Consider the following 23,368-nt stretch of genomic DNA (forward strand, 5'->3'; position numbering starts at 1 on the left):
GGTGGCGACTTGGCGGGTTGGCGCGCTGGCGGCGGGGTGGGCGCGGTTACTTGGCGGCGGCTCGGGACAGGCGGTCGCGGATGGCCAGCCAGTCCTCGGTGTCGGGGGGCTGCTGGACCAGGATCGTCTCGACTCCGGCGTCGTCCAGGCGGTGCAGGGCCGCGTACAGGTCGGCGGCGTATTCGCGCGGGTTGGCCGAGAGCACCTCGGCGTCTGGGGCCGCCATTCCCTCGTACGTGAGGATGCCGGATTTTTCGGGAATGTCGATGGAGTGCACGTCCGGGACCAGGACAAGGGGTGCGCGCGGAGCGTAGTGGCGGCGGCTCATGCCGGGGGACGGGCGGGCGGTGCCGTCGGCCGTTTCGGTGTCGCGCAGGGCGATCGCGCCGGTCACGTCGCGCAGGGCGCGCAACGCCAGGGCGCCGGGGCGCAGCAGAGTGGGCACGGGCGTGGTCAGGTCCAGGACCGTGGACTCGATGCCCCAGGAGCTGGGGCCGCCGTCGAGGACCAGGGGGACGTCGGGGAGGCTGCGCAGCACATGCTCGGCCGTGGTCGGCGAGAGGCTCTCGGAGCGGTTGGCGCTGGGCGCGGCCAGCGGCAATCCGACCGCCGCCAGCAGGCGCAGCGCCACGTCGTGGGCGGGGATGCGGATGGCGATCGTGTCGTTGTCGGCGCCCACGCCGGTCAGGTGCGGGGCCCGGCGGACCACGATGGTGAGCGGGCCGGGCCAGAAGGCGGCGGCCAGGCGGTCGGCGGCGGCCGGCCAGTCGGCGGCCAGCGAGCGGGCCGCGGCCACGTCGGCCACGTGGACGATCAGCGGGTTCCACGACGGGCGGTTCTTCAGGCGGTAGACCTCGCCGATCGCCTTCGGGGAGAACGCATCCGCGCCCAGGCCGTAGACCGTCTCGGTGGGGAAGGCGACCACCGACTCGGCGCGCAGCAAGTCGACGGCCGCGGCGATGCCGGCTTCGTCGGGCTGAGCGAGACGACCGGTCACGAGAGCAGGAGCTTGGCGAACGGGACCGTGGTGTCCTCGATCTCGTCGCCGATGCGCTGGAACGTCTGGTCGCCGCGGCCCCACGGGTCGTCCAGGTCGTCGCCGGGCATCGGGCCGTCGGAGCCGCGCAGGTGGTGGATCGCCTCGACGATGGCCGCGCCCCGGGCGTGCACCGAATCGGCGTCGTCGCCGGCCGGTGGCAGGGTCGCGGTGTCGACGGCGCCGAGCAGGCGGCCGAACTCGCCCATCACGAAGGTGCGGTCGGCGGCGTCGGGGCGCAGGGCCACCACGTAGTCGTACTGGTCGGCGGTGGCCGTGAGGATCAGGTCGGCCTCGTCGATGAAGTCGCCGCGCAGCTTGCGGGCCTCGAAGCCGGTGGCCTCGCCGCCGCGGGCGCGGACCTGGCGGGCGGCGGGCGGGTTCATCTCCTCGCCCTCGTGCCAGCCGCCGGTGCCGGCGCTGACGCTGCGGATCAAGCCGTCCCCGCCCCGGTCGCGGACGGCCCGGGCGAGCAGGCGCTCGGCCATCGGCGACCGGCAGATGTTGCCCATGCAGACGTGCAGCACGGTGAAGGGCGCGGTCACCTCACGCCTCCGGCCCCAAGGAACACTGCCACCTCACGCCTCCGGCGCCAGGATGTCCGGCACCACGTCGCGGAGTTTTTCGAGCGGGATCGCACCGGCTCGCAGGACGCGCGGGACCTCGCCGGTCACGTCGATGATCGTGCTGGGCGCCGGGTCCTGCGCCGGGCCCGCCTCGAGGTAGACGCGGACCGCATACTCCAACTGGTCGCGGGCCTCCTCGGCGGTGGTCGGGGCGGGGTGGCCCACCTTGTTGGCCGTGGTGACCGCCATCGGGCCGACCTCACGCAGCACCTCGAGGGCGACCGGGTGCAGCGGCATGCGGACCGCGACGTTGCCGCCGGTCTCGCCGAGATCCCACTGCAGGCTGGGGGTGTGCTCGACATACAGGGTCAGGGCGCCCGGCCAGAACGCGTCGGCCAGCTCGCGCGCCGCCCTGGTCAGCGAGTACGTCAGCCCGTCGAGGGTGTGCCGCGAGCCGATCAGCACCGGCGGGGGCACCCGGTTGGTCACGCTGCGGGCGTGGTGCAGCGCGGTGATCGCGTGCGGGGTGAACGCATCCGCGCCGATGCCATACACCGTGTCGGTGGGCAGCACGGCCAGCTCACCGCTCTTGACCGCCTCGACGGCGGCGGCGATGCCGCGATCCCGGTCCGCGGTCGTACGGCAGTCGTAGAGCATCACACCGTGCAGTCTGCCATGTGCGGGCGCGCGCCGATCAGGTGCGCCGGGCGGTCGCGAACCGGGGGCGGCCGGCCAGGTCGCGATGGGCGGTCACCTCGGTGAACCGGCCGTCCGCGCGAAGCAGCGCGGGCACCGCTTCGCCGTGCACGTCGTCGTGCTCAATTCCGACATGTCCCCCGGGTTTCAGCAGCCGGGCGGCCAGCGCGATCACCGGCCGGATCACGTCGAGGCCGTCGGGGCCGCCGAAGACCGCCGACGACGGGTCGTGGTCGGCCACTTCGGGCGGCACCGGCGTGCCGTCGGGCACGTACGGCGGGTTGCACAGCACCACGGCCACCCTGCCCGACAAATCAGACAAAAGGCTATTGTCGGTTACGTCGCCGGCGACGACGTGCACCGCGGGGAAGCCGGAAGCGTTGCGCCGCAAGTAGGACAGGGCCACCGGCGACTTTTCCACGGCGTACACAAAAGCGGTTTTGAGCTCTTGAGCGACGGACAACGCGATCGCGCCGCTGCCGCTGCAAAGATCGACCACGATGTCGCCCGATCGGGCCCGCTCGATGCCCCAACCGGCCAGCAATTCGGTCTCCGGACGCGGGACGAAGACACCGTCGCCGACCGCCAGCTCGAGATGGCGGAACGCCGCCGTGCCGAGCAGATATTGCAACGGGACCCGGCGGGCGCGCGACGCGACCAGCACCCGGAAGCGGCTCAGCTCGTCCTCGCGGATCGTGTCCACCAGCAACAGCCGGCCACGCGGGATCTCGAGCACGTGCGCGGCCAGCAATTCGGCATCCACCCGGGGCGACTCGATGCCCACGGCGGACAGTTCCGCGACCGCTTCGGCCAGCGCCGGCGCAAGGCGCGTCCGCGCCAACGGCCGGGAGGGGTGTTCGTCGTCCGGGTCCACGGCATAATCATCAAACGTCACGTGCGACGCCGGCCGGCCGGGTCGGCGGATCGACGCGGGGACACGCGGTGGGAGGCGCCCGGTGAGTTGGTTGGACCAGCTCCCTGAATACGTCGAGGAGCTGAAGCGGGCCGGGCGGCTGCAGCAGAACGGCCGCTCCGCCGAGGCTCTGCCGATCATCGAACGCGTGCTCGCCTCCGCCACCGACCCCACCACCAGGGCGTACGCGTTGGTCCAGCGCTTCGGCGCGCTGATCAACCTGGGCCGGGTGGCCGAGTTGTCGACCGCCATGACGGCCACGGCCAACGCCGTACGCGAGATCCCGGATCCCTATCTGCGCGGCCAGATGCACGCGTTCGCGGCGCTCGGCTCGCTCCTGCAGAGCAACACCGACCGCGGCGTCACCCACCTCGTGCAGGCCTCCCGGGCGCTGGCCGCGGTGCAGGAGAACGACTCGGAGACCGCGTGGGGCTGGGCCGATCTCGCGATGGCGTATTCGTACCTCGGTTTCCACGGCCACGCGCTGACCGCGATCGAGCAGGCCCGGCAGGTCGGCGCCGCGGTCGGGCTGGCCCCGGAGATCTTCGCGGCGCCCAGCATCCGGCTGCGCAACGCGGTCTCCCTCGACCACCAGGGCGACACCGACGGCTGCCTGCGGGTGCTGCGCGACATCGACGCCGAGCTGACCCGGTACGTGGCGATCGGCGCCGACCAGATGCGCCCGAGCAGCCGCGCCGCCTACGGGTACGCGCTGGCCCGGCGGGCGGCGCTCGGCGAGGACACCGAGGCGAACGCGGCCGAGTGGCTGACCGGCGGCGGCGACAGCGTGCGCACCCGCGACCTGAACCACCTCGGCCACGTCTGCCTGTCGATCGCGGCCGGCAAGCCCGAGCACGCACTGACCATGCTGGACGCGGTGCCGGTCTCGCCGGAGATCCTCGGCGCCGCGGAGCCGGCCCGGCTGCGCAGCATCTGCTACGCCGCGGCCGGCGACCACGCCGCCGCGCACGCCGCCGACCGGTACGCGTTCCGCCTCGCCGCCCAGCGCATCGACCGCCTCCGGGACGGCTACCTGGACGGCGTCGCGGCCCGGCTGGACGCCCAGGAGACCCAGCGCGACGCCGGCCGGTACGGCGACGAGACGCTCACCGACCCGCTCACCGGCCTGCCCAACCGCCGCCAACTGGAGCGCTACGTGGGCTCGATGCTCGAGCGCGGCGAGCGGGCCGCGATCGGCGTCTGCGACCTGATCGGCTTCACCGCGGTCAACCTGCGGCACGGCCGGCACTGCGGCGACCTGGTGCTGCAGCGGATCGCCGGCGTGCTCAACCGGGTGATGCGCCGCGGCGACTTCGTGGCCCGGTTCGCCGGCGACGAGTTCGTGGTGGTGCTGCCGGGCGCCGGCACCGCGCAGGCCGCCGAGGTGTCCCGGCGGATCACCGCCGCGACCAACGCGGAGAACTGGCAGGTGCTGGTGCCGGGCACGCCGATCAGCCTCGCGGCCGGCTGGTCCGAGGTGGGCACCAACGGCCGTACGCTCAGCGCCGCCCTGGCGGCCGCCGCCGCCAACCGTGCCCCCACGAGATGAGCACGATCGAGCTCGGTGAGATCTCCTCGGCGCCGGTTGCCGAGCCGTCCGCCGAGTTCGACCGCCGGCTGGTCCGGGAGATCGTTATCGCCCTCGTGCTGCTGCTCTGCCTGATCGGCGCGGCCGGGTCGGCCCGCCCGGCGCCACCCGGCGTCCGGCCGCTGTGGAGCGTGCCGATCTCCGACTCGGACGGCATCACGCTCGGCCCGGAGACGCTCTACGTCTACCGCGGGGCGTCGCTCACCGCGTACAACCTGGCCTCCGGCACGATGCGGTGGCGGACCACGGTCGAGAACACGCTCGGCTACGCCCAGCTCGCCGGCGGGCTGCTCCTGCTCCCCGCCGATCAGCAGACCGGTCACCGGGGCAACGTCTTCACCCAGTTCAGCCGCCGCACGGTGGCGATCGCCGCGGCCACCGGCGCCCAGGTGTGGAGCGCTCCGGGCGAGCCGGCGATCGTGACCGGCGACACGGCGCTGATGGCCGACCACACCGATTCCGCGGCGTACGCCCGGCTCCGGCTGATCCGGCTCGCCGACCGCAGCACACTCTGGCAGCGGGAGACCCCCGGGGTCACCAGCGTCTCGTTCGCCCTGACCGGCGACTCCCCCGGCCAGGTCGTCCTGGTGACCGACGAGGGACAGGCCACGGTGCTGCGCCTCGCCGACGGAGCGGTCGTCGCCCGGGCCCGGATCGACTGGGCCGGGCCGCTGCCCGACCGCGAGCAGTTCAACGACGTCGTGGTCAGCGGCGATCACCTCGTGGTCAACCGCAACGCGCAGGACCGCGCCGAGCTGAGCGTCTACCGGCTGGCCACGCTCGAGCGATTGTGGCGGACCGACGGCACCGACGGGTTCGCCTTCCCCTGCGGCAGCGGCCTCTGTTTCAGCAACGGGCAGAGCCTGACCTCGTACGACGCCGACACCGGCCGGATCCGCTGGCGGGTGCCGGGGGCGGGCAGCGCCTGGTCGGCCACCATCGACCGGGTGGTCTTCGAGGAGGCGAACGAGCCCGGCGGCCAGTTCCTGATCGACGCGGAGACCGGCACCCGAGTCGGCACGCCCGGCCCCGGCGAGTCGGTCTGGACCACCGAGCCGGAGGAGGCGCTGCTGGTGCTCCAGCCGACCAGGTCGGCGCCGCAGCGCACCGCGATCACCCGCTGGGACCTGACCACCGGGCGGCGGGACCTGCTCGGCGCGATCGACCGCATCGTGGTGAACCGGTGCCAGGCCGTCGCCCGCTATCTGGGCTGTTACGAGGACGGCGCGTACACGGTCACGGCGGTCGGCTGATGGCGGTGATCGACCTCGGCGAGGTGACCGGCGAGGAGCACGCGCCGCTGGTCCCGGTCGACCATCGGCGGCTGTTGCGGGCGGCGCTCGCCGTGCTGTCGCTCGCCGGCCTGCTGGTGCTCACCGGGTCGGTGCCCGGCGGCGCGACCAGCCTTCGTCCGCTGTGGACGATCGGCGACTTCCACGACGACGACTCGGTGGTGCTGGCCGGCCCGACCGCGTACGTCTCCCGGCTGGCCGACGGCCACCCTCAGGTCGCCGCCTACGACCTGGCCGGCCGGAAGCTGCGGTGGACCGCGGTGACCGGCGCGCAGCTCGCCCTCGGGCCGCCGCGGCCGGCCGGCGACACCGTGCTCGACCCGACCGACCCGGCGACGACCAGAGGCTTGTTGCCGGACGGCGGTGAATACGTCGACATGAGCCCGCGGACCACCGTCGCGCTGGATGCGTGGACCGGTCGGGAGCTCTGGCGTACGGCGGGCAATGCCATACCGTCGGCCGGCACCGGCACCGCGCTGGTGGTCAGCGACGGCCTGCTGCGGGTGGTGCGGCTGCGCGACGGCGGCGAGATCTGGCGCCGCTCGACGCCCCAGCTGGCCGGCTGGACCACACTGCCGGACGACCGGCACCCGGAGGCGATCGCCACGGCTGGCGTGGACGGCCTGCTCAGCGTCTACGGCTACGCCGACGGCAAGCTACGCGCCACCACCAAGGTGCCCTGGGAGACCAAGACCCGCTCGGCCACGCTGATCCCGGCCGGCCGGAACATCGCGGTGATCCGGGACGACCCGTCCCGGGACAGCAAGACGACGGTCTACTCGGCCGGCGACCTCCGGCCATTGTGGTCGGCCGGCTACCTCAGTCCCTGCGGGGAGTTGCTCTGCTCGGTGGCGGACGACGGCGTCGCCGGACACGACCCGGACACCGGGCGGAAGATCTGGACCGTACCGGGCGTGCACAACATGTTCCCGGCCGGTGACAACCGCGTGCTGATCGCCCAGAACCCCGAGTTGACCAAGGCGCAGCTCGTCGACAGCCGCACCGGCCGTCCCCTCGGGCCACCCGTCCTCGGTGCGCAGGCCTACGACTTCGAAGAAACCGAGAACCTCTATTTCGTACGCCCGAGCAGCAACCTGCCGGGACGGCTCGTGGTCACCCGGCTCGACCTCGCGGACGGCACCCAGACCCCGCTCGGCGTCTTCGGCACGGGCGGGTCCGATCAGTCGTTCTGCGTGGCGACGCGCGGTTACCTCGCCTGTCCCCGGTTCGACGGCCTGCACGTCATGGCCGTCGACTGAGGTCCGTCTCGCCCGAGAGGCGGGCCTGCCGGTCGGCCTCGGCCAGCGCGTCCAGCACCCCGTCCAGCTCGCCGCCGAGGGCCAGGTCCAGGTTGTACGCGGTGTAGCCGATCCGGTGGTCGGTGATCCGGTTCTGCGGGAAGTTGTACGTCCGGATCCGCTCCGACCGGTCCACGGTCCGCACCTGGGCCTTGCGCGAGTCGGCCGCCGCGGCGTCCGCCTCCTCCTGCGCGATGGCCAGCAGCCGGGACCGCAGGATGCGCAGCGCCGACTCCTTGTTCTGCAGCTGGCTCTTCTCGTTCTGACAGCTCACCACGGTGCCGGTGGGCAGGTGGGTGATCCGGACGGCCGAGTCGGTGGTGTTGACCGACTGGCCGCCCGGGCCGGACGAGCGGAACACGTCGATCCGCAGGTCGTTCGGGTCGATCTGCACGTCGACGTCCTCCGCCTCGGGCAGCACCAGCACGCCCGCCGCCGAGGTGTGGATCCGGCCCTGCGATTCGGTGACCGGGACGCGCTGCACCCGGTGCACGCCGCCCTCCCACTTGAGCCGGGACCAGACGCCGTGGCCGCCGTCGGGCACGCCCTTGGTCTTGACCGCGACCGAGATGTCCTTGACGCCGCCGAGGTCCGACTCCTGCGAGTCGATCACCTCGACCACCCAGCCGCGGCGCTCCGCGTACCGGGTGTACATGCGCAGCAGATCGCCGGCGAACAGGGCCGACTCCTGGCCGCCCTCGCCCGCCTTGATCTCGATGATCACGTCCTTGGCGTCGTTCGGGTCGCGCGGGATCAGCATCTCGCCGAGCTTCTCCTCGAGCGGCGGCAGCGCGGCGGCGACCGCCTCCACCTCGGCGCCGAACGCCGGGTCCTCGGCGGCCAGCTCCTTGGCGGCGGCCAGGTCGGCGCGCGCGGCCTCCAGCTCGGCGTTGGCCGCGTAGATCGGGGCCAGCTCGGCGAAGCGACGGCCGACCCGGCGTACGAGGGCCTGGTCGGCGTGGATGGAGGGGTCCTCCATCCGCTTCTCCAGGGCCGCGTACTCCTCGAGAAGCGTGGTCAGCCGGTCGTTACTCACAGTAGTTTCTCCCCACGCGAACGGCGCCCGCCCCCCGATGGCCGGGGTGCGGGCGCCGTCGAAGCAGTTACTTCTTCTTGGCCGCGTTCACCTTGGCGTACTTGGCCTGGAACTTCGCGACCCGGCCGGCGGTGTCCAGAACGCGCTGCTTGCCGGTGTAGAACGGGTGGCAGGCGCTGCAGGTCTCGACGCGGATCTCGCCGCCCTTGGCGGTGCTCCGGGTGGTGAAGGTGCTGCCGCAGGAGCAGATGACCTCGGTGGTCTTGTACTCCGGGTGGATGCCGGACTTCATATCTCTCGGTCCCTCTCGATGATCTGGTCGCCGGGTCGCTGTCAGCACCGCGCCGCCCCGCCAGGGCGGTGGGCTCGGGCGTGAACCGGAACCTTTTACTGGCCGATGGACCAGTCTGCCATGTGACACGGCCCGACAAGAAATCGAGGCCACTTTCCTGATCCAAGGTCGATAACGTGAACCACCCGCACGGCATTCCCTCGACCGGGAGCGAAACGGACAAAGGGAACGAGGAATGACACGACTGCTGATCACCCGTGGGTTGCCGGCGTCCGGGAAGACGAGTTTCGCCCGGAAGTTGCAGCCGCGGGTGACCCGGGTCAACCGGGACGATCTGCGGCGGATGCTGCACGGCCAGCGGCTCTACACGCAGTGGGCCGAGGGGCAGGTCACGCACGCCCAGCGGGCGGCGGTGGAGGCGCTGCTGCGGGCGCATGCCGACGTGATCGTGGACGACACCAACCTGCGGAACAAGACCGTACGGGACTGGGCCGAGCTGGCCGCCCGGCTGGGCGCGCAGTTCGAGGTGCACGACTTCACCGACGTGCCGCTGGAGGAGTGCATCCGGCGGGACGTCTCGCGGCCGGCCGACGATCGGGTGGGCGAGGAGGCGATCCGGCGGATGCATGCCCGTTACCTCGCGGGCCGCAACCTGCCCTTGCCTATTCCGTACATTCCCGAAATTCCGCATAGGTTGTACGAGCCGGACCCGGCGCTCCCGGCGGCCGTGCTGGTGGACATCGACGGAACCGTGGCGCTGATGGACGACCGTTCGCCGTACGACTGGGACAAAGTGGGCTCGGACCTGCCCAACGCTGCGGTGATCACGGCGGTCCGGGCCATGCACGCGGCCGGGAACGCGATCATCTTCTGCTCGGGGCGGGACGAGGTGTGCCGGCCGGAGACCGAGGCGTGGCTCGATCTGTACGTCGGTGTCCCGTACGAGGCGTTGTTCATGCGGCCCGAGGGCGACGGCCGCAAGGACGCCGTGGTCAAGCGCGAGATCTTCGACCGGGACATCCGCGACGACTGGCGGATCGTCGGGGTTTTCGACGACCGCCAACAGGTGGTACGCATGTGGCGGGCGCTCGGCCTCACCGTTTTCCAGGTCGCGGAGGGAGACTTCTGACCTTGAAGTATCCCCGCACCTTCCACCTGCCCGACTCGCCCGGCGCATCCGCCGACGACAACCATCCAACCACCCCGCCCACCGCCCACAAGCGGACTGAAGACCTGATTCAAAGGGATCTGTCCTGGTTGGACGGCGAGCTGGTGGTGACCGAGAAGCTCGACGGCGGAAATCTGACCTTCACCCGGGACGCGATGTACGGCCGGTCCCCCGACTCCGGCACGCAGCCGTGGGACCGGCCGGCGAAGGCGCTCTGGGCGATGACCGCCTACCAGATCCCGGACGACTGGCGGGTGTGCGGCGAGTCGATGTGGGCGCGGCGCAGCATCGCGTACTCGGACCTGCCCGGCGTGTTCATCGTCTTCGGCATCTGGGACGAGACCGACACGCTGCTCGGCTGGGACGACACGGTCGACTGGGCCCGCCGCCTCGAACTGCCGGTGGTGCCGGTGCTGTACCGGGGCGGCAGCCTCTCCGAGGCGCGGGCCGCCTGGGCGGCGCAGCGCAACCCCGAAACCTCCGAGGGCTTCGTGGTCCGCGCGGCCGGCCGCATCCCGGCGGCCGAGTTCTCCCACAAGCTCCTGAAGTGGGTACGCGCCGAACACGTGCGCACCGACGACGCCTGGCGCCACCGCGACGACTTCGCCGTGAACGAGTTCGCCTAGCCCCGGATCTCCGCGAGGCTACGCAGGATGCAGAACTCGTTGCCCTCCGGGTCGGCCAGCACCACCCAGCCGGTGCCGTCAGGCCGGCGCAGGTCGTCGATCGGCTTGGCTCCATGGTCGATCAGCCGCACCAGTTCCTCGTCCCGGGTCCCCTCGGCGGGCCGCAGATCGAAGTGGATCCTGTTCTTCCCCTCTTTGGCCTCCGGCACCTCGATGAACAGCACCTTGTGCGACCCGTCCCGCGACATGATCAGGCACTCCTCGTGCTCCGGCAGGTTCGGGTCGTCGGCGTCCTCGACGTAGTCCAGCACCCCCTGCCACCACCGCGAGAGCGTGTACGCATCGGCACAGTCAACGGTCGTATGCGAGATGAACGATGTCATCCCAGCATGATCTCAAATGGGTTCTCACCACTCACGCAGAATGAAGGGTCAGGGGCAGCGTCAGCTGGGCCCCTGGCCCGGCCTCGGCGTGAGCGACGGTCTGCACCATGCAACCAGGCACGACAACGCCGGTGAGGGAGCCGGACATCGGGGGGACGATCCAGGTCCAGTCGGCCGGGACCGGGCGGCCGGCCTTCTCCTCGTTGCGCAGGTGGGTCAGGAAGCGCCGGGACTCGGTGTGGTGATCGGACATCTTCACGCCGGCCTTCTCGAAGCTGTGCAGCACCGCGCGGTTGAGCTCGACCAGCGCCCGGTCGCGCCACAGCGTCGACTCGCGGCTGGTGTCCAGGCCCAGCCGGGCGGCGACCGCGGGCAGCAGGTCGTACCGGTCGGTGTCGGCGAAGTTGCGGGCGCCCACCTCGGTGCCCATGTACCAGCCGTTGAACGGCGCCAGCGGGTAGTGCACGCCGCCGATCGTGAGCCGCATGTTGGAGATGGCCGGGACGGCGTGCCAGCGGAGGCCCAGCTCGGTGAACCAGCCGTACTCGGGGTGGGTGATCGGCACCTCGCGGATCGCCCGCTCCGGGAGCTCGTAGAGGCGTACGCCCTCGGCCGGCGTCTCGATCACCAGCGGGAGCACGTCGAAGTGCTCCCCCTTGCCCCGCCAGCCGAACCCGCTCATCGCCGCGGTGAAGCCCACCTGCCGGGCGTCGCCGACCGTGCGGCCGTCCTCGTCGCGATACCCGGCGTACCGGATCAGCTGCTCGTTCCACACCCGGGCGTGCGGCTGGCCGGGCTGGGCCGCGGCGAAGATGCTGATCACCGGGCGCAGCTGGCCCTCGCCGGCCGCCCGCAGGTGGTGCACGAGCAGCGAGAAGATCTCGTCGGCGGTACGCGCCCGGCGCCGGTCGAGGACCAGCAGGCTCCGCCAGTACAGCCGGCCGATGCAGCGGCCCGCGTTGCGCCAGGCCATCTTCGCGCCGTGGGCCAGCTCGTCGGTGGTGTGCACGTAGCTGCCGGTCGCGGCGATCTGCGCGCGGACGATGGCCAGCCGGGGCTCGACCGGGCCGAGCCGCGGATTCTCCACGTAGCAGCGGCGCAGGAAGTCCTCGGCCTCGCCGGGATCGACCGGCGCGGTCGGGTCCCACGGCTCGGTCGGGTGGTCCCGGTAACCGGGCACGATCATCGAGGTGCCTCCCGCGGTGAGTGCTCCCGACGAGGTTGGCACGGCCCTCGGGAGCCGATCACACACCGTGTGCGACAAAAAGGACGCAGCCCCGTCGTTGTCCGAGGCTGCGTCCTTTCTTGACGACGGGGAGTTACTCGCCGGGCGTCGACTTCGCGATCTGCATCAGGAACTCGACGTTCGTGCGGGTCTGCTTGAGCCGGTCGAGCAGCAGGTCGAGCGCGGCCGACGAGTCCAGCGAGTGCAGCACCTTGCGGAGCTTGTGGATGATCGCCAGCTCTTCCTTGCCGAGCAGGATCTCTTCCTTACGCGTGCCGGACGGGTCGATGTCGATCGCCGGGAACACCCGCTTGTCCGCGATCTTCCGGTCGAGCTTGAGCTCGGCGTTGCCGGTGCCCTTGAACTCCTCGAAGATCACCGTGTCCATCATCGAGCCGGTCTCGACCAGCGCGGTCGCGAGAATGGTGAGCGAGCCACCGTTCTCGATGTTGCGCGCGGCGCCCAGGAACCGCTTGGGCGGGTAGAGCGCGGTCGAGTCGATACCACCCGACATGATCCGGCCGGAGGCCGGCGCGGCCAGGTTGTACGACCGGCCGAGCCGGGTCACCGAGTCGAGCAGCACGACCACGTCGTGGCCGAGCTCGACCAGCCGCTTGGCCCGCTCGATGGCGAGCTCGGCGACCGTGGTGTGGTCCTGCGGCGGGCGGTCGAACGTGGCCGCGACGACCTCGCCCTTGACCGAGCGCTGCATGTCGGTGACCTCTTCGGGCCGCTCGTCGACCAGCACGACCATCAGGTGGCACTCGGGGTTGTTGTGGGTGATCGCGTTGGCGATCGCCTGCAGCACCATCGTCTTACCGGCCTTCGGCGGCGAGACGATCAGCGCCCGCTGGCCCTTGCCGATCGGCATGACCAGGTCGATGACCCGGGTGGTCAGGATGTGCGGCTCGGTCTCCAGCCGCAGGCGCTCCTGCGGGTAGAGCGGGGTGAGCTTGTAGAACTCGGGGCGGCGCCGGGCCTCCTCGGGCTCCATCCCGTTGATGGTGTCCAGCCGGACCAGCGGGTTGTACTTGTCCCGCCGGTTGTCGCCGCCGCTGTCCCGCGGGGTCGCCCGCACGGCGCCGGTGACCGCGTCGCCGCGGCGCAGGCCGTACTTCTTGACCTGGGACATCGAGACGTAGACGTCGTTCGGCCCGGAGAGGTAGCCGGTGGTGCGCACGAACGCGTAGTTGTCCAGCACGTCGAGGATGCCGGCCACCGGGACCAGCACGTCGTCCTCGCTGACGTGCGGCTCGCGGCCGCCGTCGCGCTGGCCATCGCGCTGACCGTCCCGCTGGCCGCCGCCGCTGTTGTCGTCGCGGTCACGGCCCCGGCGGCGGTCCCGGAAGCGGCTGCGGCGGCTGCGCCGCCCGCCTTCGCCCGAGTCGTTGTCGTCGTCGTCGTGAGTCTGGTCACTGTTGCGCGGACCACGGTCGTCCCGCTGCCCGCGATCGTCCCGCTGGCCCCGGTCGTCCCGCTGATTGCGGTCGTCCCGCTGGTTGCGGTCGTCGCGCTGGCGGTCGTCCCGCTGGCCCTGGTTGCGCTGGCGGTCGCGGTTGCGGTCGGTCCGCTCCGGGCGCTCGGTACGCTCGCCGGCCTCCGGCTGGGCGGTGGGCTGAGCCACCGGCTGCTCGGTGACGGGCGCGGCGGCCTCGACGACCGGGGCGGCGTCGCGGACGACCGGAGCGGCGTCGCGGCGGACCCGCTCGCGGTTACGACGGCTGCCCCCCTCGGCGACCGGCGCGGACTCCGGCTGCACGACGGTCGGCGCGGTCTCGATCGGCGCGGCCGCGGGGGCGGACGCGGCGACGACCGGCGCGGCGGTCGCTACCTCGCTGGCCCGCGGACGCGGCGCGGCCTCGGCCGGCGCGCCGCCGCTCTGCCGCTCGGTAATCGCGGTGATCAGTTCGCCCTTGCGCATCCGGGCGGTACCCGAGATACCGAGGGACGCGGCGAGGCTCTGCAGCTCGGGCAGCAGCATCGCGGACAGCCCGGTGCCGCCTCGGCGGCGCTTCGTGGCGGTCGCGGTGGTGCCGGCGCCGTCAGCGACGTCAGAAACACCCGACGTCACGTCGGTGGTGTCGCTCAATGGATTCCTTCCGTCGGAAAAAGCCCGAGACTCCCGGTCTGCAGCCTGGTGGCCGGGTGACTCGGATCCTGCTTCGCCGAAGCGACGCAGGTGGTTGTGCAGCACGGCAGCTCGACGGTGTCCCTGCCCGTCGGACATTGACGAGTAGGTCTCGGCGAGTGCAGCGATCTTGGGAGACTGCCGCCCGGCGTGTGCCTTGCTGAGAATGGAGACGACCTGATGAGGTCTTGAGTCTCATGGGGGTGCGCGCCGAACCGCAATAAGATCGCTTGCTTCGCGGCTGTGCTTGGTCTTGAGCGTAGTCAACTCATGCGACCTGCGGCAACAGGGCCCCGCTAGGCGAGTTCCACCATACTCCCTTTGACAAGAGCACCGCGCGCATCCACGCCCAACGTCTCGACGCGCCATTCTGTTCCCGGCTGGAAATCGGCCGGGACCTCGGACAACGCCAGAACTGTCGGACCCGCGCCACTGACCACCGCGGCCACGCCGACCGAGCGCAGCGACGCGACGAGCGACGCGGTGCCCGGCATCGACTCGGCCCGGTACCCCTGATGCAGCCGATCCTCGGTGGCCGGCAGGAGCAGCGCCGGATCGCCGGTGATCGCATGGGTCAGCAGCGCGGCACGCCCGGCGTTGAAGGACGCATCCCGGTGCGGCACTTCGAAGGGCAGCGCCGCTCGGGCCGAGGCGGTATACCCCCGCTCCGCGGGCACAAAGACAATCGGCCGTACGCCTTCGTGGGCCGCCAACCGCACGGCCCGCGCGCCGGCGCCCTCGTTCCAGGCGATGGTGAAGCCGCCGAGCAGGCAGGGCGCGACATTGTCCGGATGGCCCTCCAGCCGGGCGGCGATGCGCAGCGCGTCCTCGTCGTCGATCAGCCGCAGGCCGTCCTCGACCAGGCCCCGGGCCAGCTGCACGCCGCCCACGATGGCGGCCGACGAGGAGCCCAGGCCGCGCGCCTGCGGAATGCGGTTCACGCAGCTCACGGACAGGCCGGCCGGGCGCTCGCCGAGTTCGTCGAAGGTCGCCAGCATCGCCCGTACGACCAGATGCTCCTCGTCCCCGGGCAACTCGCCGGCGCCCTCGCCGGTCACGGTCACGGTGAACCCGCCGTCGGTGACCGTGGCCTCGAGGTCGTCGTAGAGGGTCAGCGCGAGGCCCAGGGCGTCGAAGCCGGGGCCGAGGTTGGCGCTCGTGGCCGGCGTACGCACGGTGACCGGGTCGGTCGCGAAGGTCAGGCCCATCGGCACATGCTAAGCGTTGATCATTCATCGGGCCGCGGCAAGGCCTGTTTCATGACTGGGGCGGGAGCCTCAGTCATGGAGCAGGCCTTAGGGCCAGCTTGCGGGTGGCGACGCGCCAGCCGATCGCGTAGATGAGGGTGACCAGCCCGCAGCCGGCCAGGATCGCCCGGTGGTCCACCCGGTCGACGACGGCGCTGGCCACCAGTTGGCTGACCGTGATGGCCAGGGTGGCCAGCATCAGGTCGGTGGCGAAGACCCGGCCGCGCAGCTGGTCGGGCACCTCGCCCTGCAGGGCGTAGTTGGAGAGCGTCCAGTTGGTGCCGCCGGCGAAGTGCGCGACGAAGACCAGCACGAGCATCAGCCAGAACCACGGCGTGACCGAGATCGCCAGGTAGCCGGCGCCGTACAGCCCCATCGACAGCGCCAGGCTGGGCAGCAGCCAGCCGCGGTGGCTCAGCACCGGGCGCAACGCGAACGGGCCGACCAGCGCGCCGAAGCCGCGGACCGCGAAGAGCAGGCCGGCGCCGAACGCGCCGACGCCGTACGACTGGGCGAGCAGCGGGAACACGATCAGCACGCCGTTGCCGAGGCCGGCCGCCGATTTGACCGTGACCAGCGCGCGGATCCGCGGCCGGGCGCCGATGTAGCGCAGCGCCTCGAGCAGCGCGTGCCAGGTCTGCGCGGTCACCTCGCCGTCGGCCCGGGCGGCCTGCAGCGGGCGGCGGACCGAGCCGTTGAGCGCCGCGGCGGCCAGCAGCAGGGTGGCGGTGACCGCGAAGCTCCAGTACGGCCCGGCGAGCTCGCCCACCACGCCGCCCAGCGAGGCCCCGACGATCGTCATGGTGCCCCAGGCCGAGCCGGAGATGGCGTTGGCGGCCGGCAGGTCGGCCTCGTCGACGACGTTGGGCAGCGCGGCCGAGGCGGCCGGCGTGTAGAAGGCCTTGGCCACCGCCATCGCGCCGATGGCGAGCAGGGCGAGTGGCGCGGTCGCCGCCGAGCGGACGGCGAACAACAGCAGCGCCGCCAGGAACGCGCAGACGTTGGCTGTCACCAGGATCCTGCGGCGGTCGAAGCGGTCCGCGATCGTCCCGGTGAACGGCAGCAGCAGCGTGTTGATCCCGGTGTCGGCGGCCAGCACCAGCCCGCCCCAGGCGCCGCTGTGGGTCAGCTTCGGCAGCAGCACCAGCAGCGGCACCATGACGAACCAGTCGGCCCCGAAGACGACCAGCTCGGCCGCGAACAGGCGACGGAAGTCCCGGTTGCGGCCGACGACCGCGAAGGAGGCTGGCACAGCAAGGAATTTAGGACAGACCCTGAGCCAAGGGCCGAGGCCGGCCCGGGTGGGCCGGCCTCGGCGTCGATCACTTCGCCTCGTTGGGCCGCCGCTTTGTGACCTTCAACACCTCGAACTGGTCGGTGTAGCCCCGCAGCGCCCCGCTCGGCTGAGCGGAGGTGGGCTGGGCGGGCGCCTCGTGCGCGCCGCCGCTGGAGTCGGGCGCCACACCCGCCAGAACATCCGCGCCCGGCTCGTCGGCCGCGTGCCGGGGCATCTCGATCGGCAGGCCCTTGGCCGCCCGCCGCGCGGCCCGCTTGGCCCGCCGCTTCTCCTTCCGGTTCTCGACCATCGTGTAGAGGGTCGGCACCAGCACCAGGGTCAGCAGCGTGGAGCTGACCAGGCCGCCGATGACCACAATGGCCAGTGGCTGGGAGATGAAGCCGCCCTCGCCGGTGAGGCCGAGCGCCATCGGCAGCAGCGCGAAGATGGTCGCGATCGCGGTCATCAGGATCGGCCGCAGCCGGTGCCGGCCGCCCTCGATCACCGCCTCCTGCACGCCCATGCCCTGCGCCCGGTAGTGGTTGATCAGATCCATCAGCACGATCGCGTTGGTGACCACGATGCCGACGAGCATCAGCACGCCGATCAGCGAGGGCACGCCGAGCGCGGTGCCGGTGACCAGCAGCAGCACGATCGCGCCGGTCGCCGCGAACGGGATCGAGACCAGCAGGATGACCGGCTGGATCAGGCTGCGGAAGGTCGCCACCATGATGATGAAGACGATCGCGATGGCGGCCAGCACGGCCAGGCCCAGCTGCTTGAACGCGTCCGCCTGGTCCTGGCTCACGCCGCCGAGCGAGTACGACGCGCCGGCCGGCAGGGTGAGCGCCGACAGCTTGGTCTTCAGCTCGGCGGTCGCGGCGCCGACATCCGAGCCGGTCGCGGTGCCCTTGACCGTGGCGCTGCGGTTGCCATCCACTCGGGTGACCTTCTCCGGGCCGGCCACCTGGTTGACGTCGGCCACCCGGTCGAGCCGGATCACGCCGCTGGCGGTGGTGATCGGCAGGGCCTGGAGCGCGGTCGGGTCGGCCGGCGCCACGCCGTACGACACCACCACGTTCTCGCCGGCGCCGTCGACCGTGATCTGGCCGGCCGGGGCGGACCGGAAGGCGCCGGCCACGGTCTGCGCGATCTGCGCCTCGGTCAGCCCGTACTGGGCCGCGACGTCCCGCTTCACCTGGACGTCGAGGCGCGGGACGCTGGCCGCCAGTGTGGTGGTCACGTCGGCGACGCCCTTGGTCGCGGCCATCGCCTGCTGCACCTGCTGGGTGGCCTGCTGCAGCACCTCCTGGTCGGCGGCCCGCACGTCGACCGAGAGCTCACTGCCGCCGAGGCCGGAGTTGTTGTCGCCGAAGGTGACCTCGCCGATGCCGCTCATCCCGGCGAACTTGGCGCGCAGGCGATCGGTGACCACCTCGGCGTCCGCCTTCTCGCCGAGGCCGACCTGGAAGCTGGCCTGGCTGGCGCCGGAACTGCCGACGAACGGGTTGAAGGTGCCGTTGCCGACCGTGACCTGGTAGGTCTTCACGTCCTTGTCGGCGTCGAGCACCGCCTCGACCTGCTTGGCCGCGGTGTCGGTGGCCGCCAGGCTGGTGCCGACCGGCAGCGCCTGGTTGAACCGGATCGAGTCCTGCCCCGACTGGTCGAGGAAGTTGGTCTTGAGCTGGGTGCCGAGGCCGACCGTGACGATGAGCACGAGGACACCGATCACCAGCGTGGTCAGGCGCCGCCGGGTGGCGAACCGGATCACCGGGAGGTAGGCGCGTTGCAGCGGGCTGCGCAGCTCCTTCTCCTCCGCCTGGCGGCGGATGGCCTCGGCGCCGCTGCCGGGCGGAGGCGGCTTGAGGAACCAGTACGCCAGCACCGGCACCACGGTGAGCGCCACGAACAGCGACGCCAGCAGGGCGACCGTCACGGTGATCGCGAAGGACGAGAAGATCTGCCCGATCAGGCCGCCGACGAGGGCGATCGGGAGGAACACCGCGACCGTGGTGAGCGTCGAGGCGGTGACCGCGCCGGCCACCTCCCGGACCGCGGTGACGATCGCGTGCCCCTTCTCCTCGCCGTACTCCAAATGTCTCTTGATGTTTTCCAGCACGACGATCGAGTCGTCGACGACCCGGCCGATGGCGATGGTCAGCGCGCCCAGGGTCAGCAGGTTCAGCGTGTAGTCGCCGATCCACAGCGCGATCAGCGCGATCAGCACCGACAGCGGGATGGAGACCGCGGTGACCAGCGTCGAGCGGACCGAGAGCAGGAAGACCAGGATGACGATCACGGCCATCACCAGGCCGAGCAGGCCCTCGGTGGTCAGGCTCTTGATCGACCGCTGGACGTAGGGCGCCTGGTCGGTGACGACGGTCAGCTTGGCGCCGCTGTCCTGCTGCAGCTTGGCGAGCTTGTCGCGAACGTCCTTCGAGATCTGTACGGGGTTGCCGGTCGGCTTCGCGGTGACCTGGATGCCGAGGCTGTCCACCCCGTCGGTCCGGGTGTACGAGGTCGCCGCCGGCAGCTTGCTCTCCACCGCGGCGACGTCGCCGAGCTTGACCGGCCCCTTGCGCCCGGTGAGGTAGAGGCGCGCGAGGTCGTCGACCGAGGTGATCGGGGTGCCGACCTGGACGCTGAGCGACTTGTCCCCGTCGGTGACCGCGCCGGCCGGCACCGACACACCGTTGGCCTGCAGCACGGTGGCGATCGACTGCGGGTTGACGCCGGCCGCGGCGAGCTTCGCGAAGTCCGGCGTGATCACGACCTGCTTGGCGCGGGCGCCGGTCACCTGGGTGTCGCGGACGCCGGTGATCCCGTTGAGCTCGGGCACCACGGTCTGGTTGAGCTTGGCGAGCAGGTCGCTCTCGTCGGTGCCGCCGGACGCGGCCAGCACGATCGCCGGGATGTCGTCGGTGCTGCCCGCGATGATCTGCGGCTCGACGTTCTGCGGGAGGGTCGGCTGGATCCGGTTGACGGCGGTGGTCAACTGGTTGACCGCCTGGTCGAGGTCGGTGCCGTAGTCGAACGACACGGTGACCGTGGCGGAGCCCTCCGAGGTGGTCGAGGTGACGCTCTCGACGCCGTCGACGCCCTTGACCGCGTTTTCGATCGGCTCGGTGATCTGGGCCTGGATGAGCTCGGGGCTGGCGCCGGGCAGGGTCGCGCCGACGAACGCCGCCGGGAACTCGATCGACGGGAACAGCTGCTGTTTCAGCGATGGGATGGCGAAGATCCCGAAGCCGGTGATCACCAGGGCGATCAGGGCGACGAGACCCCGGTTGGCGAGACTGAGCCGGGTCAGGAATGACATGGGCGCTCCCCCCGTAAAAGTTCGGCCTGCACGAATAGTTTGCCTGACGCGAACAAGTGGTTTTTCGCCGGGGTGTTTTGATACGGTCCGGCCATCAGCGCGTCACGACGAAGGGTTGGCGTTGACCCGGAACGAAGAGCTCATCGCGGACATTATGGGCGCCCAGGAACGGCTCCAGCAGATGTTCGGGTACGACCGCTCCGACCCGCTCTTCTCGTCTCATCTGACGCTGTCGCAATTCAAGATCCTCATGCTGCTCGCCCGGAACGGCAATGTATCGGGCGGCGAACTGGCGCGGCTGCTCGGCGTCGGGCTCGCGGCGCTCAGCGGCATGATCGATCGACTCGTGCAGCAGGACCTGGTCGTCCGCAGCGAAGACCTGCACGACCGGCGCGTCCGCCGGATCGGGCTCTCGAGAAAGGGCGCCGAGCTCATCGGAAGCATCTTCAACGCCGGTCAGGCAAAGATGCGCGCGCTCCTCAGCCGCCTCTCAGACGAGGACCTCGACGTGGTGGCGCGCGCATCTCTGTTGATGGTGAAAGCAGCCGAGGAACTAGGCGAGACCTAGCTCCCGGGCGGCGATCAGCACGTCGTTCTTGATCGTGGTGGGGGACGGCGCGGTCGAGATCGCCCATTCCGGGTCCTTGAGGCCGTGCCCGGTCACCGTGCACACCACGGTCGAGCCGGCCGGCACCTTGCCCGCCTGCGCCTGCTGCAGTAGTCCGGCCACGCTCGCCGCGCTGGCCAGCTCGACGAAGACGCCGACCTCGCGGGCCAGCAGCCGGTAAGCCGAGAGGATCTCCCGGTCGGTGACCGCCTCGATCAGGCCGCCGGACGCGTCCCGGGCGTCCAGCGCCTTGGTCCAGCTGGCCGGGTTGCCGATCCGGATGGCGGTGGCGATCGTCGACGGTTCGGGAACCACCTGGCCGGTCACGATCGGGGCGGCGCCGGAGGCCTGGAAGCCGTACATCTTCGGCAGCTTGGTGGCGTTGCCGGCCGCGCTGTCCTCGAGGTAGCCCATCCAGTAGGCCGAGATGTTGCCGGCGTTGCCGACCGGGAGGCAGTGGATGTCGGGGGCGTCGCCGAGCGCCTCGACGATCTCGAAGGACGCGGTCTTCTGCCCGTGCAGGCGGAAGATGTTCACCGAGTTGACCAGCGAGACCGGGAAGTCCTGGGAGAGCTTGGCGGCGAGCGCGAGGCAGTCGTCGAAGTTGCCGTTGACCTGGAGCAGCTTGGCGCCGTGCACGAGCGCCTGGGCCAGCTTGCCCAGCGCGATCTTGCCCTGCGGGACGAGCACCGCGCAGGTCAGGCCGGCCCGGGCGGCGTACGCCGCGGCGGAGGCGCTGGTGTTGCCGGTGGAGGCGCAGATGATCGCCTTCGAGCCGTCCTCGACCGCCTTGGAGACGGCCATCGTCATGCCGCGGTCCTTGAACGAGCCGGTCGGGTTCGCGCCCTCGACCTTGAGGTAGACGTCGGCGCCGACCCGCTGGGACAGCACCGGCGCGGGCACGAGCGGCGTGTTGCCCTCGTGCAGCGTGACCACCGGGGTGGCGTCGGTGACCGGCAGCCGGTCCCGATAACGCTCGATGAGTCCCCGATACATGGCCTTACTCCTTACTCAGGACGGTGGCTGACAGCCTCGACATTGTTGCCGTCCGGGTCGCGGACGAAGGCCCCGTAGTAGTGCTGGTGGTACTCCTCGTGGATCCGCGGCTCGTGCAGCACCTCGGCGCCGTTCGCCACGGCGGCCGCGAAGAACTCGTCGACCGCGGCGCGCGAAGAGGCGGCGAACGCGATGTGCGACTCACGGAAGCCGTCGCCCTCGTTCAGCTCGCCGATCCAGAAGTCGGCGTGGTCGCCCGTGCCGTACCCGATGGCGACCTTGAAGTCCATCAGCCGGCTGCCGCCCAGCGGGGCGAGCACCGCGTCGTAGAAGGCCGCACTGGCGGCCAGGTCGGCACATTGGAACCCCACGTGGTCGAGCACGGCTCAGACCCCTCCCTCGACGCGCAGCACACTCGCGATGGACCGGACGATCTCCAGTTGCGACAACGCGTCGACGGTAGCGGCCAGGTTCGCGTCGGGCGCGACGTGGGTCACGATGACGAGTTTCGCGTCCTCCTCGCGGCCCGACTGGCGGACGGTCGCGATCGACACCTCGTGCTTCGCGAAGACGCCGGCGACCGCGGCCAGCACGCCCGGCTTGTCGTCCACATCGAGGTTGATGTGGTATCTCGTGACGGCCGCGCCGATCGGGCGGACCGGCAGGTGGGCGTAATTGCTCTCGCTCGGCGCGCGGGTGCCGGAAAGGCGGTTGCGGGCCGCCGCCACGACGTCGCCGAGCACCGCGCTCGCGGTCGGCGTGCCGCCCGCGCCTCGGCCGTAGAACATGAGCTGCCCGGCCGCCTCGGCCTCGACGAAGACCGCGTTGAACGCGTCGCCCACGCTGGCCAGGGGGTGCGTCCGCGGGATCATCGCCGGATGGACCCGCACGCTGACGGAGTCCTCATTTCTTTCCGCGATACAGAGCAGCTTGATCGTGCAGCCCATCTCGCGGGCGCTGGCCATGTCGCCGGCGGTCACCCCGGTCATGCCCTCGCGGAACACGTCGGCCGCGGTGACCCGGGTGTGGAACGCCAGCGAGGCGAGGATGGCCGCCTTGGCCGCGGCGTCGAAGCCCTCCACGTCGGCGGTCGGGTCGGCCTCCGCGTACCCCAGCTCGGTGGCCTCCTCCAACGCCTCGCTGAAGCCGGCCCCGGTGGCGTCCATCGACGAGAGGATGAAGTTGGTGGTGCCGTTCACGATGCCGGTGACCCGGGTGACGTTGTCGCCGTGCAGCGACTCGCGCAGCGGGCGCAGCAGCGGGATGGCGCCGGCCACCGAGGCCTCGTAGTAGAGGTCGGCGCCGCCCTCGGCGGCCGCGTCGTGCAGGGTGGCGCCGTCCTCGGCGAGCAGCGCCTTGTTGGCCGTGATCACGCTCTTGCCCCCGCGCAGGGCCTCGACCAGCCAGGTGCGGGCCGGCTCGATGCCGCCGACCACCTCGACGACCACGTCCACGTCGTCCCGCTTGACCAAGCCGAGCGCGTCGGTGGTGAACAAGCCGTCGTCGACCGGAAGATCGCCACGCTCGCGGCCGATCCGCCGAACCGCGATGCCGACGATCTCCAGCGGGGCGCCAATCCGGGCGGTCAGGTCGTCGGCCTGGTGATGCAGCAGGCGGACCACTTCCGAGCCGACGGTGCCGCAGCCAAGGAGGGCCAGGCGGATCGGTTTACTCAC

General features: G+C 71.3%; 21 protein-coding genes. 6 read left to right on the forward strand and 15 right to left on the reverse strand.

What is annotated here, in order from left to right; all coding sequences use genetic code 11:
- Positions 1-46 precede the first annotated feature (46 nt).
- The 4 genes from IH26_RS0112235 to prmC are packed head-to-tail and all read right to left on the reverse strand — an operon-like array spanning position 47 to position 3,172.
- Positions 47-997, reverse strand: a complete 951-nt coding sequence (locus IH26_RS0112235) for an L-threonylcarbamoyladenylate synthase (RefSeq protein WP_030436282.1) — start codon at positions 995-997, stop codon at positions 47-49.
- Positions 994-1,581 carry an arsenate reductase/protein-tyrosine-phosphatase family protein gene (locus IH26_RS0112240; protein ID WP_281179728.1) on the reverse strand — a complete coding sequence of 196 codons (588 nt, stop codon included), beginning with the start codon at positions 1,579-1,581 and terminating at the stop codon, positions 994-996. Before IH26_RS0112240 ends, IH26_RS0112235 begins: the two co-directional genes overlap by 4 nt.
- 33 nt (positions 1,582-1,614) lie before the next feature.
- A complete protein-coding gene (locus IH26_RS0112245) occupies positions 1,615-2,259 on the reverse strand; it encodes an L-threonylcarbamoyladenylate synthase (protein WP_030436284.1) in 645 nt (214 codons plus the stop codon).
- Between the two features lie 37 nt (positions 2,260-2,296).
- Positions 2,297-3,172 (reverse strand): peptide chain release factor N(5)-glutamine methyltransferase, encoded by an 876-nt coding sequence (prmC, locus tag IH26_RS0112250; RefSeq protein WP_084598799.1) that lies wholly within the window; start codon positions 3,170-3,172, stop codon positions 2,297-2,299.
- A gap of 82 nt (positions 3,173-3,254) precedes the next feature.
- Here prmC and IH26_RS0112255 point away from each other — a divergent pair, with 82 nt between their 5' ends.
- The 3 genes from IH26_RS0112255 to IH26_RS0112265 are packed head-to-tail and all read left to right on the forward strand — an operon-like array spanning position 3,255 to position 7,350.
- Positions 3,255-4,760, forward strand: a complete 1,506-nt coding sequence (locus IH26_RS0112255; protein ID WP_030436286.1) for a GGDEF domain-containing protein — start codon at positions 3,255-3,257, stop codon at positions 4,758-4,760.
- On the forward strand, positions 4,757-6,052 hold the full coding sequence (locus tag IH26_RS0112260; protein ID WP_030436287.1) for an outer membrane protein assembly factor BamB family protein: 1,296 nt from the start codon (positions 4,757-4,759) through the stop codon (positions 6,050-6,052). Before IH26_RS0112255 ends, IH26_RS0112260 begins: the two co-directional genes overlap by 4 nt.
- Positions 6,052-7,350 (forward strand): outer membrane protein assembly factor BamB family protein, encoded by a 1,299-nt coding sequence (locus IH26_RS0112265; RefSeq protein WP_030436288.1) that lies wholly within the window; start codon positions 6,052-6,054, stop codon positions 7,348-7,350. Before IH26_RS0112260 ends, IH26_RS0112265 begins: the two co-directional genes overlap by 1 nt.
- Here the strand turns inward: IH26_RS0112265 and prfA are convergent.
- Complete coding sequence (prfA, locus tag IH26_RS0112270; protein ID WP_030436289.1) at positions 7,334-8,425, reverse strand: peptide chain release factor 1; 1,092 nt, start codon at positions 8,423-8,425, stop codon at positions 7,334-7,336. The genes IH26_RS0112265 and prfA overlap by 17 nt on opposite strands.
- Positions 8,426-8,492: 67 nt before the next feature.
- Entirely contained in the window at positions 8,493-8,717 is a 225-nt protein-coding gene (gene rpmE / locus IH26_RS0112275) for a 50S ribosomal protein L31 (RefSeq protein ID WP_030436290.1), read from the reverse strand.
- Between the two features lie 235 nt (positions 8,718-8,952).
- Here rpmE and IH26_RS0112280 point away from each other — a divergent pair, with 235 nt between their 5' ends.
- Positions 8,953-9,846, forward strand: a complete 894-nt coding sequence (locus IH26_RS0112280) for a phosphatase domain-containing protein (protein WP_030436291.1) — start codon at positions 8,953-8,955, stop codon at positions 9,844-9,846.
- A 2-nt stretch (positions 9,847-9,848) separates the two neighbouring features.
- Positions 9,849-10,511 (forward strand): RNA ligase family protein, encoded by a 663-nt coding sequence (locus IH26_RS0112285; protein WP_030436292.1) that lies wholly within the window; start codon positions 9,849-9,851, stop codon positions 10,509-10,511.
- Here the strand turns inward: IH26_RS0112285 and IH26_RS0112290 are convergent.
- From IH26_RS0112290 to IH26_RS0112315, 6 genes are all read right to left on the reverse strand, one after another.
- Positions 10,508-10,894 (reverse strand): VOC family protein, encoded by a 387-nt coding sequence (locus IH26_RS0112290; RefSeq protein ID WP_030436293.1) that lies wholly within the window; start codon positions 10,892-10,894, stop codon positions 10,508-10,510. The genes IH26_RS0112285 and IH26_RS0112290 overlap by 4 nt on opposite strands.
- A 31-nt stretch (positions 10,895-10,925) precedes the next feature.
- Positions 10,926-12,080 (reverse strand): nitric oxide synthase oxygenase, encoded by a 1,155-nt coding sequence (locus IH26_RS0112295; protein WP_084598801.1) that lies wholly within the window; start codon positions 12,078-12,080, stop codon positions 10,926-10,928.
- A gap of 133 nt (positions 12,081-12,213) precedes the next feature.
- The gene (gene rho, locus IH26_RS0112300) at positions 12,214-14,208 is read right to left on the reverse strand and encodes a transcription termination factor Rho (protein ID WP_030436295.1); all 1,995 of its coding nucleotides are present in this window, start codon (positions 14,206-14,208) and stop codon (positions 12,214-12,216) included.
- Between the two features lie 335 nt (positions 14,209-14,543).
- On the reverse strand, positions 14,544-15,455 hold the full coding sequence (gene thrB, locus IH26_RS0112305; RefSeq protein WP_030436296.1) for a homoserine kinase: 912 nt from the start codon (positions 15,453-15,455) through the stop codon (positions 14,544-14,546).
- Between the two features lie 73 nt (positions 15,456-15,528).
- Complete coding sequence (locus tag IH26_RS0112310) at positions 15,529-16,746, reverse strand: MFS transporter (protein ID WP_030436297.1); 1,218 nt, start codon at positions 16,744-16,746, stop codon at positions 15,529-15,531.
- Between the two features lie 70 nt (positions 16,747-16,816).
- On the reverse strand, positions 16,817-20,089 hold the full coding sequence (locus tag IH26_RS0112315; RefSeq protein WP_030436298.1) for an efflux RND transporter permease subunit: 3,273 nt from the start codon (positions 20,087-20,089) through the stop codon (positions 16,817-16,819).
- 121 nt (positions 20,090-20,210) lie between these two features.
- On the opposite strand from IH26_RS0112315, the gene IH26_RS0112320 reads away from it, so the two are divergent.
- Positions 20,211-20,657, forward strand: a complete 447-nt coding sequence (locus IH26_RS0112320) for a MarR family winged helix-turn-helix transcriptional regulator (RefSeq protein WP_030436299.1) — start codon at positions 20,211-20,213, stop codon at positions 20,655-20,657.
- Here IH26_RS0112320 and thrC read toward each other — a convergent pair.
- Genes thrC through IH26_RS0112335 form a run of 3 tightly spaced genes read right to left on the reverse strand, consistent with a single transcriptional unit; the run spans position 20,643 to position 23,356 of the window.
- Positions 20,643-21,692: a threonine synthase gene (thrC, locus tag IH26_RS0112325; protein ID WP_030436300.1), complete on the reverse strand. Its 1,050-nt coding sequence runs from the start codon at positions 21,690-21,692 to the stop codon at positions 20,643-20,645. The genes IH26_RS0112320 and thrC overlap by 15 nt on opposite strands.
- An 11-nt stretch (positions 21,693-21,703) precedes the next feature.
- Entirely contained in the window at positions 21,704-22,075 is a 372-nt protein-coding gene (locus IH26_RS0112330) for a VOC family protein (RefSeq protein WP_030436301.1), read from the reverse strand.
- A gap of 3 nt (positions 22,076-22,078) precedes the next feature.
- Positions 22,079-23,356 (reverse strand): homoserine dehydrogenase, encoded by a 1,278-nt coding sequence (locus IH26_RS0112335; protein ID WP_030436302.1) that lies wholly within the window; start codon positions 23,354-23,356, stop codon positions 22,079-22,081.
- Positions 23,357-23,368: the final 12 nt, after the last annotated feature.

This window comes from Actinoplanes subtropicus, from assembly GCF_000721705.1.
GTDB lineage: Bacteria > Actinomycetota > Actinomycetes > Mycobacteriales > Micromonosporaceae > Actinoplanes > Actinoplanes subtropicus.

What these genes read in the sequence shown, in the direction of transcription:
- thrC (WP_030436300.1), bottom strand. Translation starts at nt 21,692, where the DNA reads ATGTATCGGGGACTCATCGAGCGTTATCGGGACCGGCTGCCGGTCACC.
- IH26_RS0112265 (WP_030436288.1), top strand. Translation starts at nt 6,052, where the DNA reads ATGGCGGTGATCGACCTCGGCGAGGTGACCGGCGAGGAGCACGCGCCG.
- IH26_RS0112280 (WP_030436291.1), top strand. Translation starts at nt 8,953, where the DNA reads ATGACACGACTGCTGATCACCCGTGGGTTGCCGGCGTCCGGGAAGACG.
- IH26_RS0112295 (WP_084598801.1), bottom strand. Translation starts at nt 12,080, where the DNA reads ATGATCGTGCCCGGTTACCGGGACCACCCGACCGAGCCGTGGGACCCG.
- rpmE (WP_030436290.1), bottom strand. Translation starts at nt 8,717, where the DNA reads ATGAAGTCCGGCATCCACCCGGAGTACAAGACCACCGAGGTCATCTGC.
- IH26_RS0112260 (WP_030436287.1), top strand. Translation starts at nt 4,757, where the DNA reads ATGAGCACGATCGAGCTCGGTGAGATCTCCTCGGCGCCGGTTGCCGAG.
- IH26_RS0112290 (WP_030436293.1), bottom strand. Translation starts at nt 10,894, where the DNA reads ATGACATCGTTCATCTCGCATACGACCGTTGACTGTGCCGATGCGTAC.
- thrB (WP_030436296.1), bottom strand. Translation starts at nt 15,455, where the DNA reads ATGGGCCTGACCTTCGCGACCGACCCGGTCACCGTGCGTACGCCGGCC.
- IH26_RS0112315 (WP_030436298.1), bottom strand. Translation starts at nt 20,089, where the DNA reads ATGTCATTCCTGACCCGGCTCAGTCTCGCCAACCGGGGTCTCGTCGCC.
- IH26_RS0112245 (WP_030436284.1), bottom strand. Translation starts at nt 2,259, where the DNA reads ATGCTCTACGACTGCCGTACGACCGCGGACCGGGATCGCGGCATCGCC.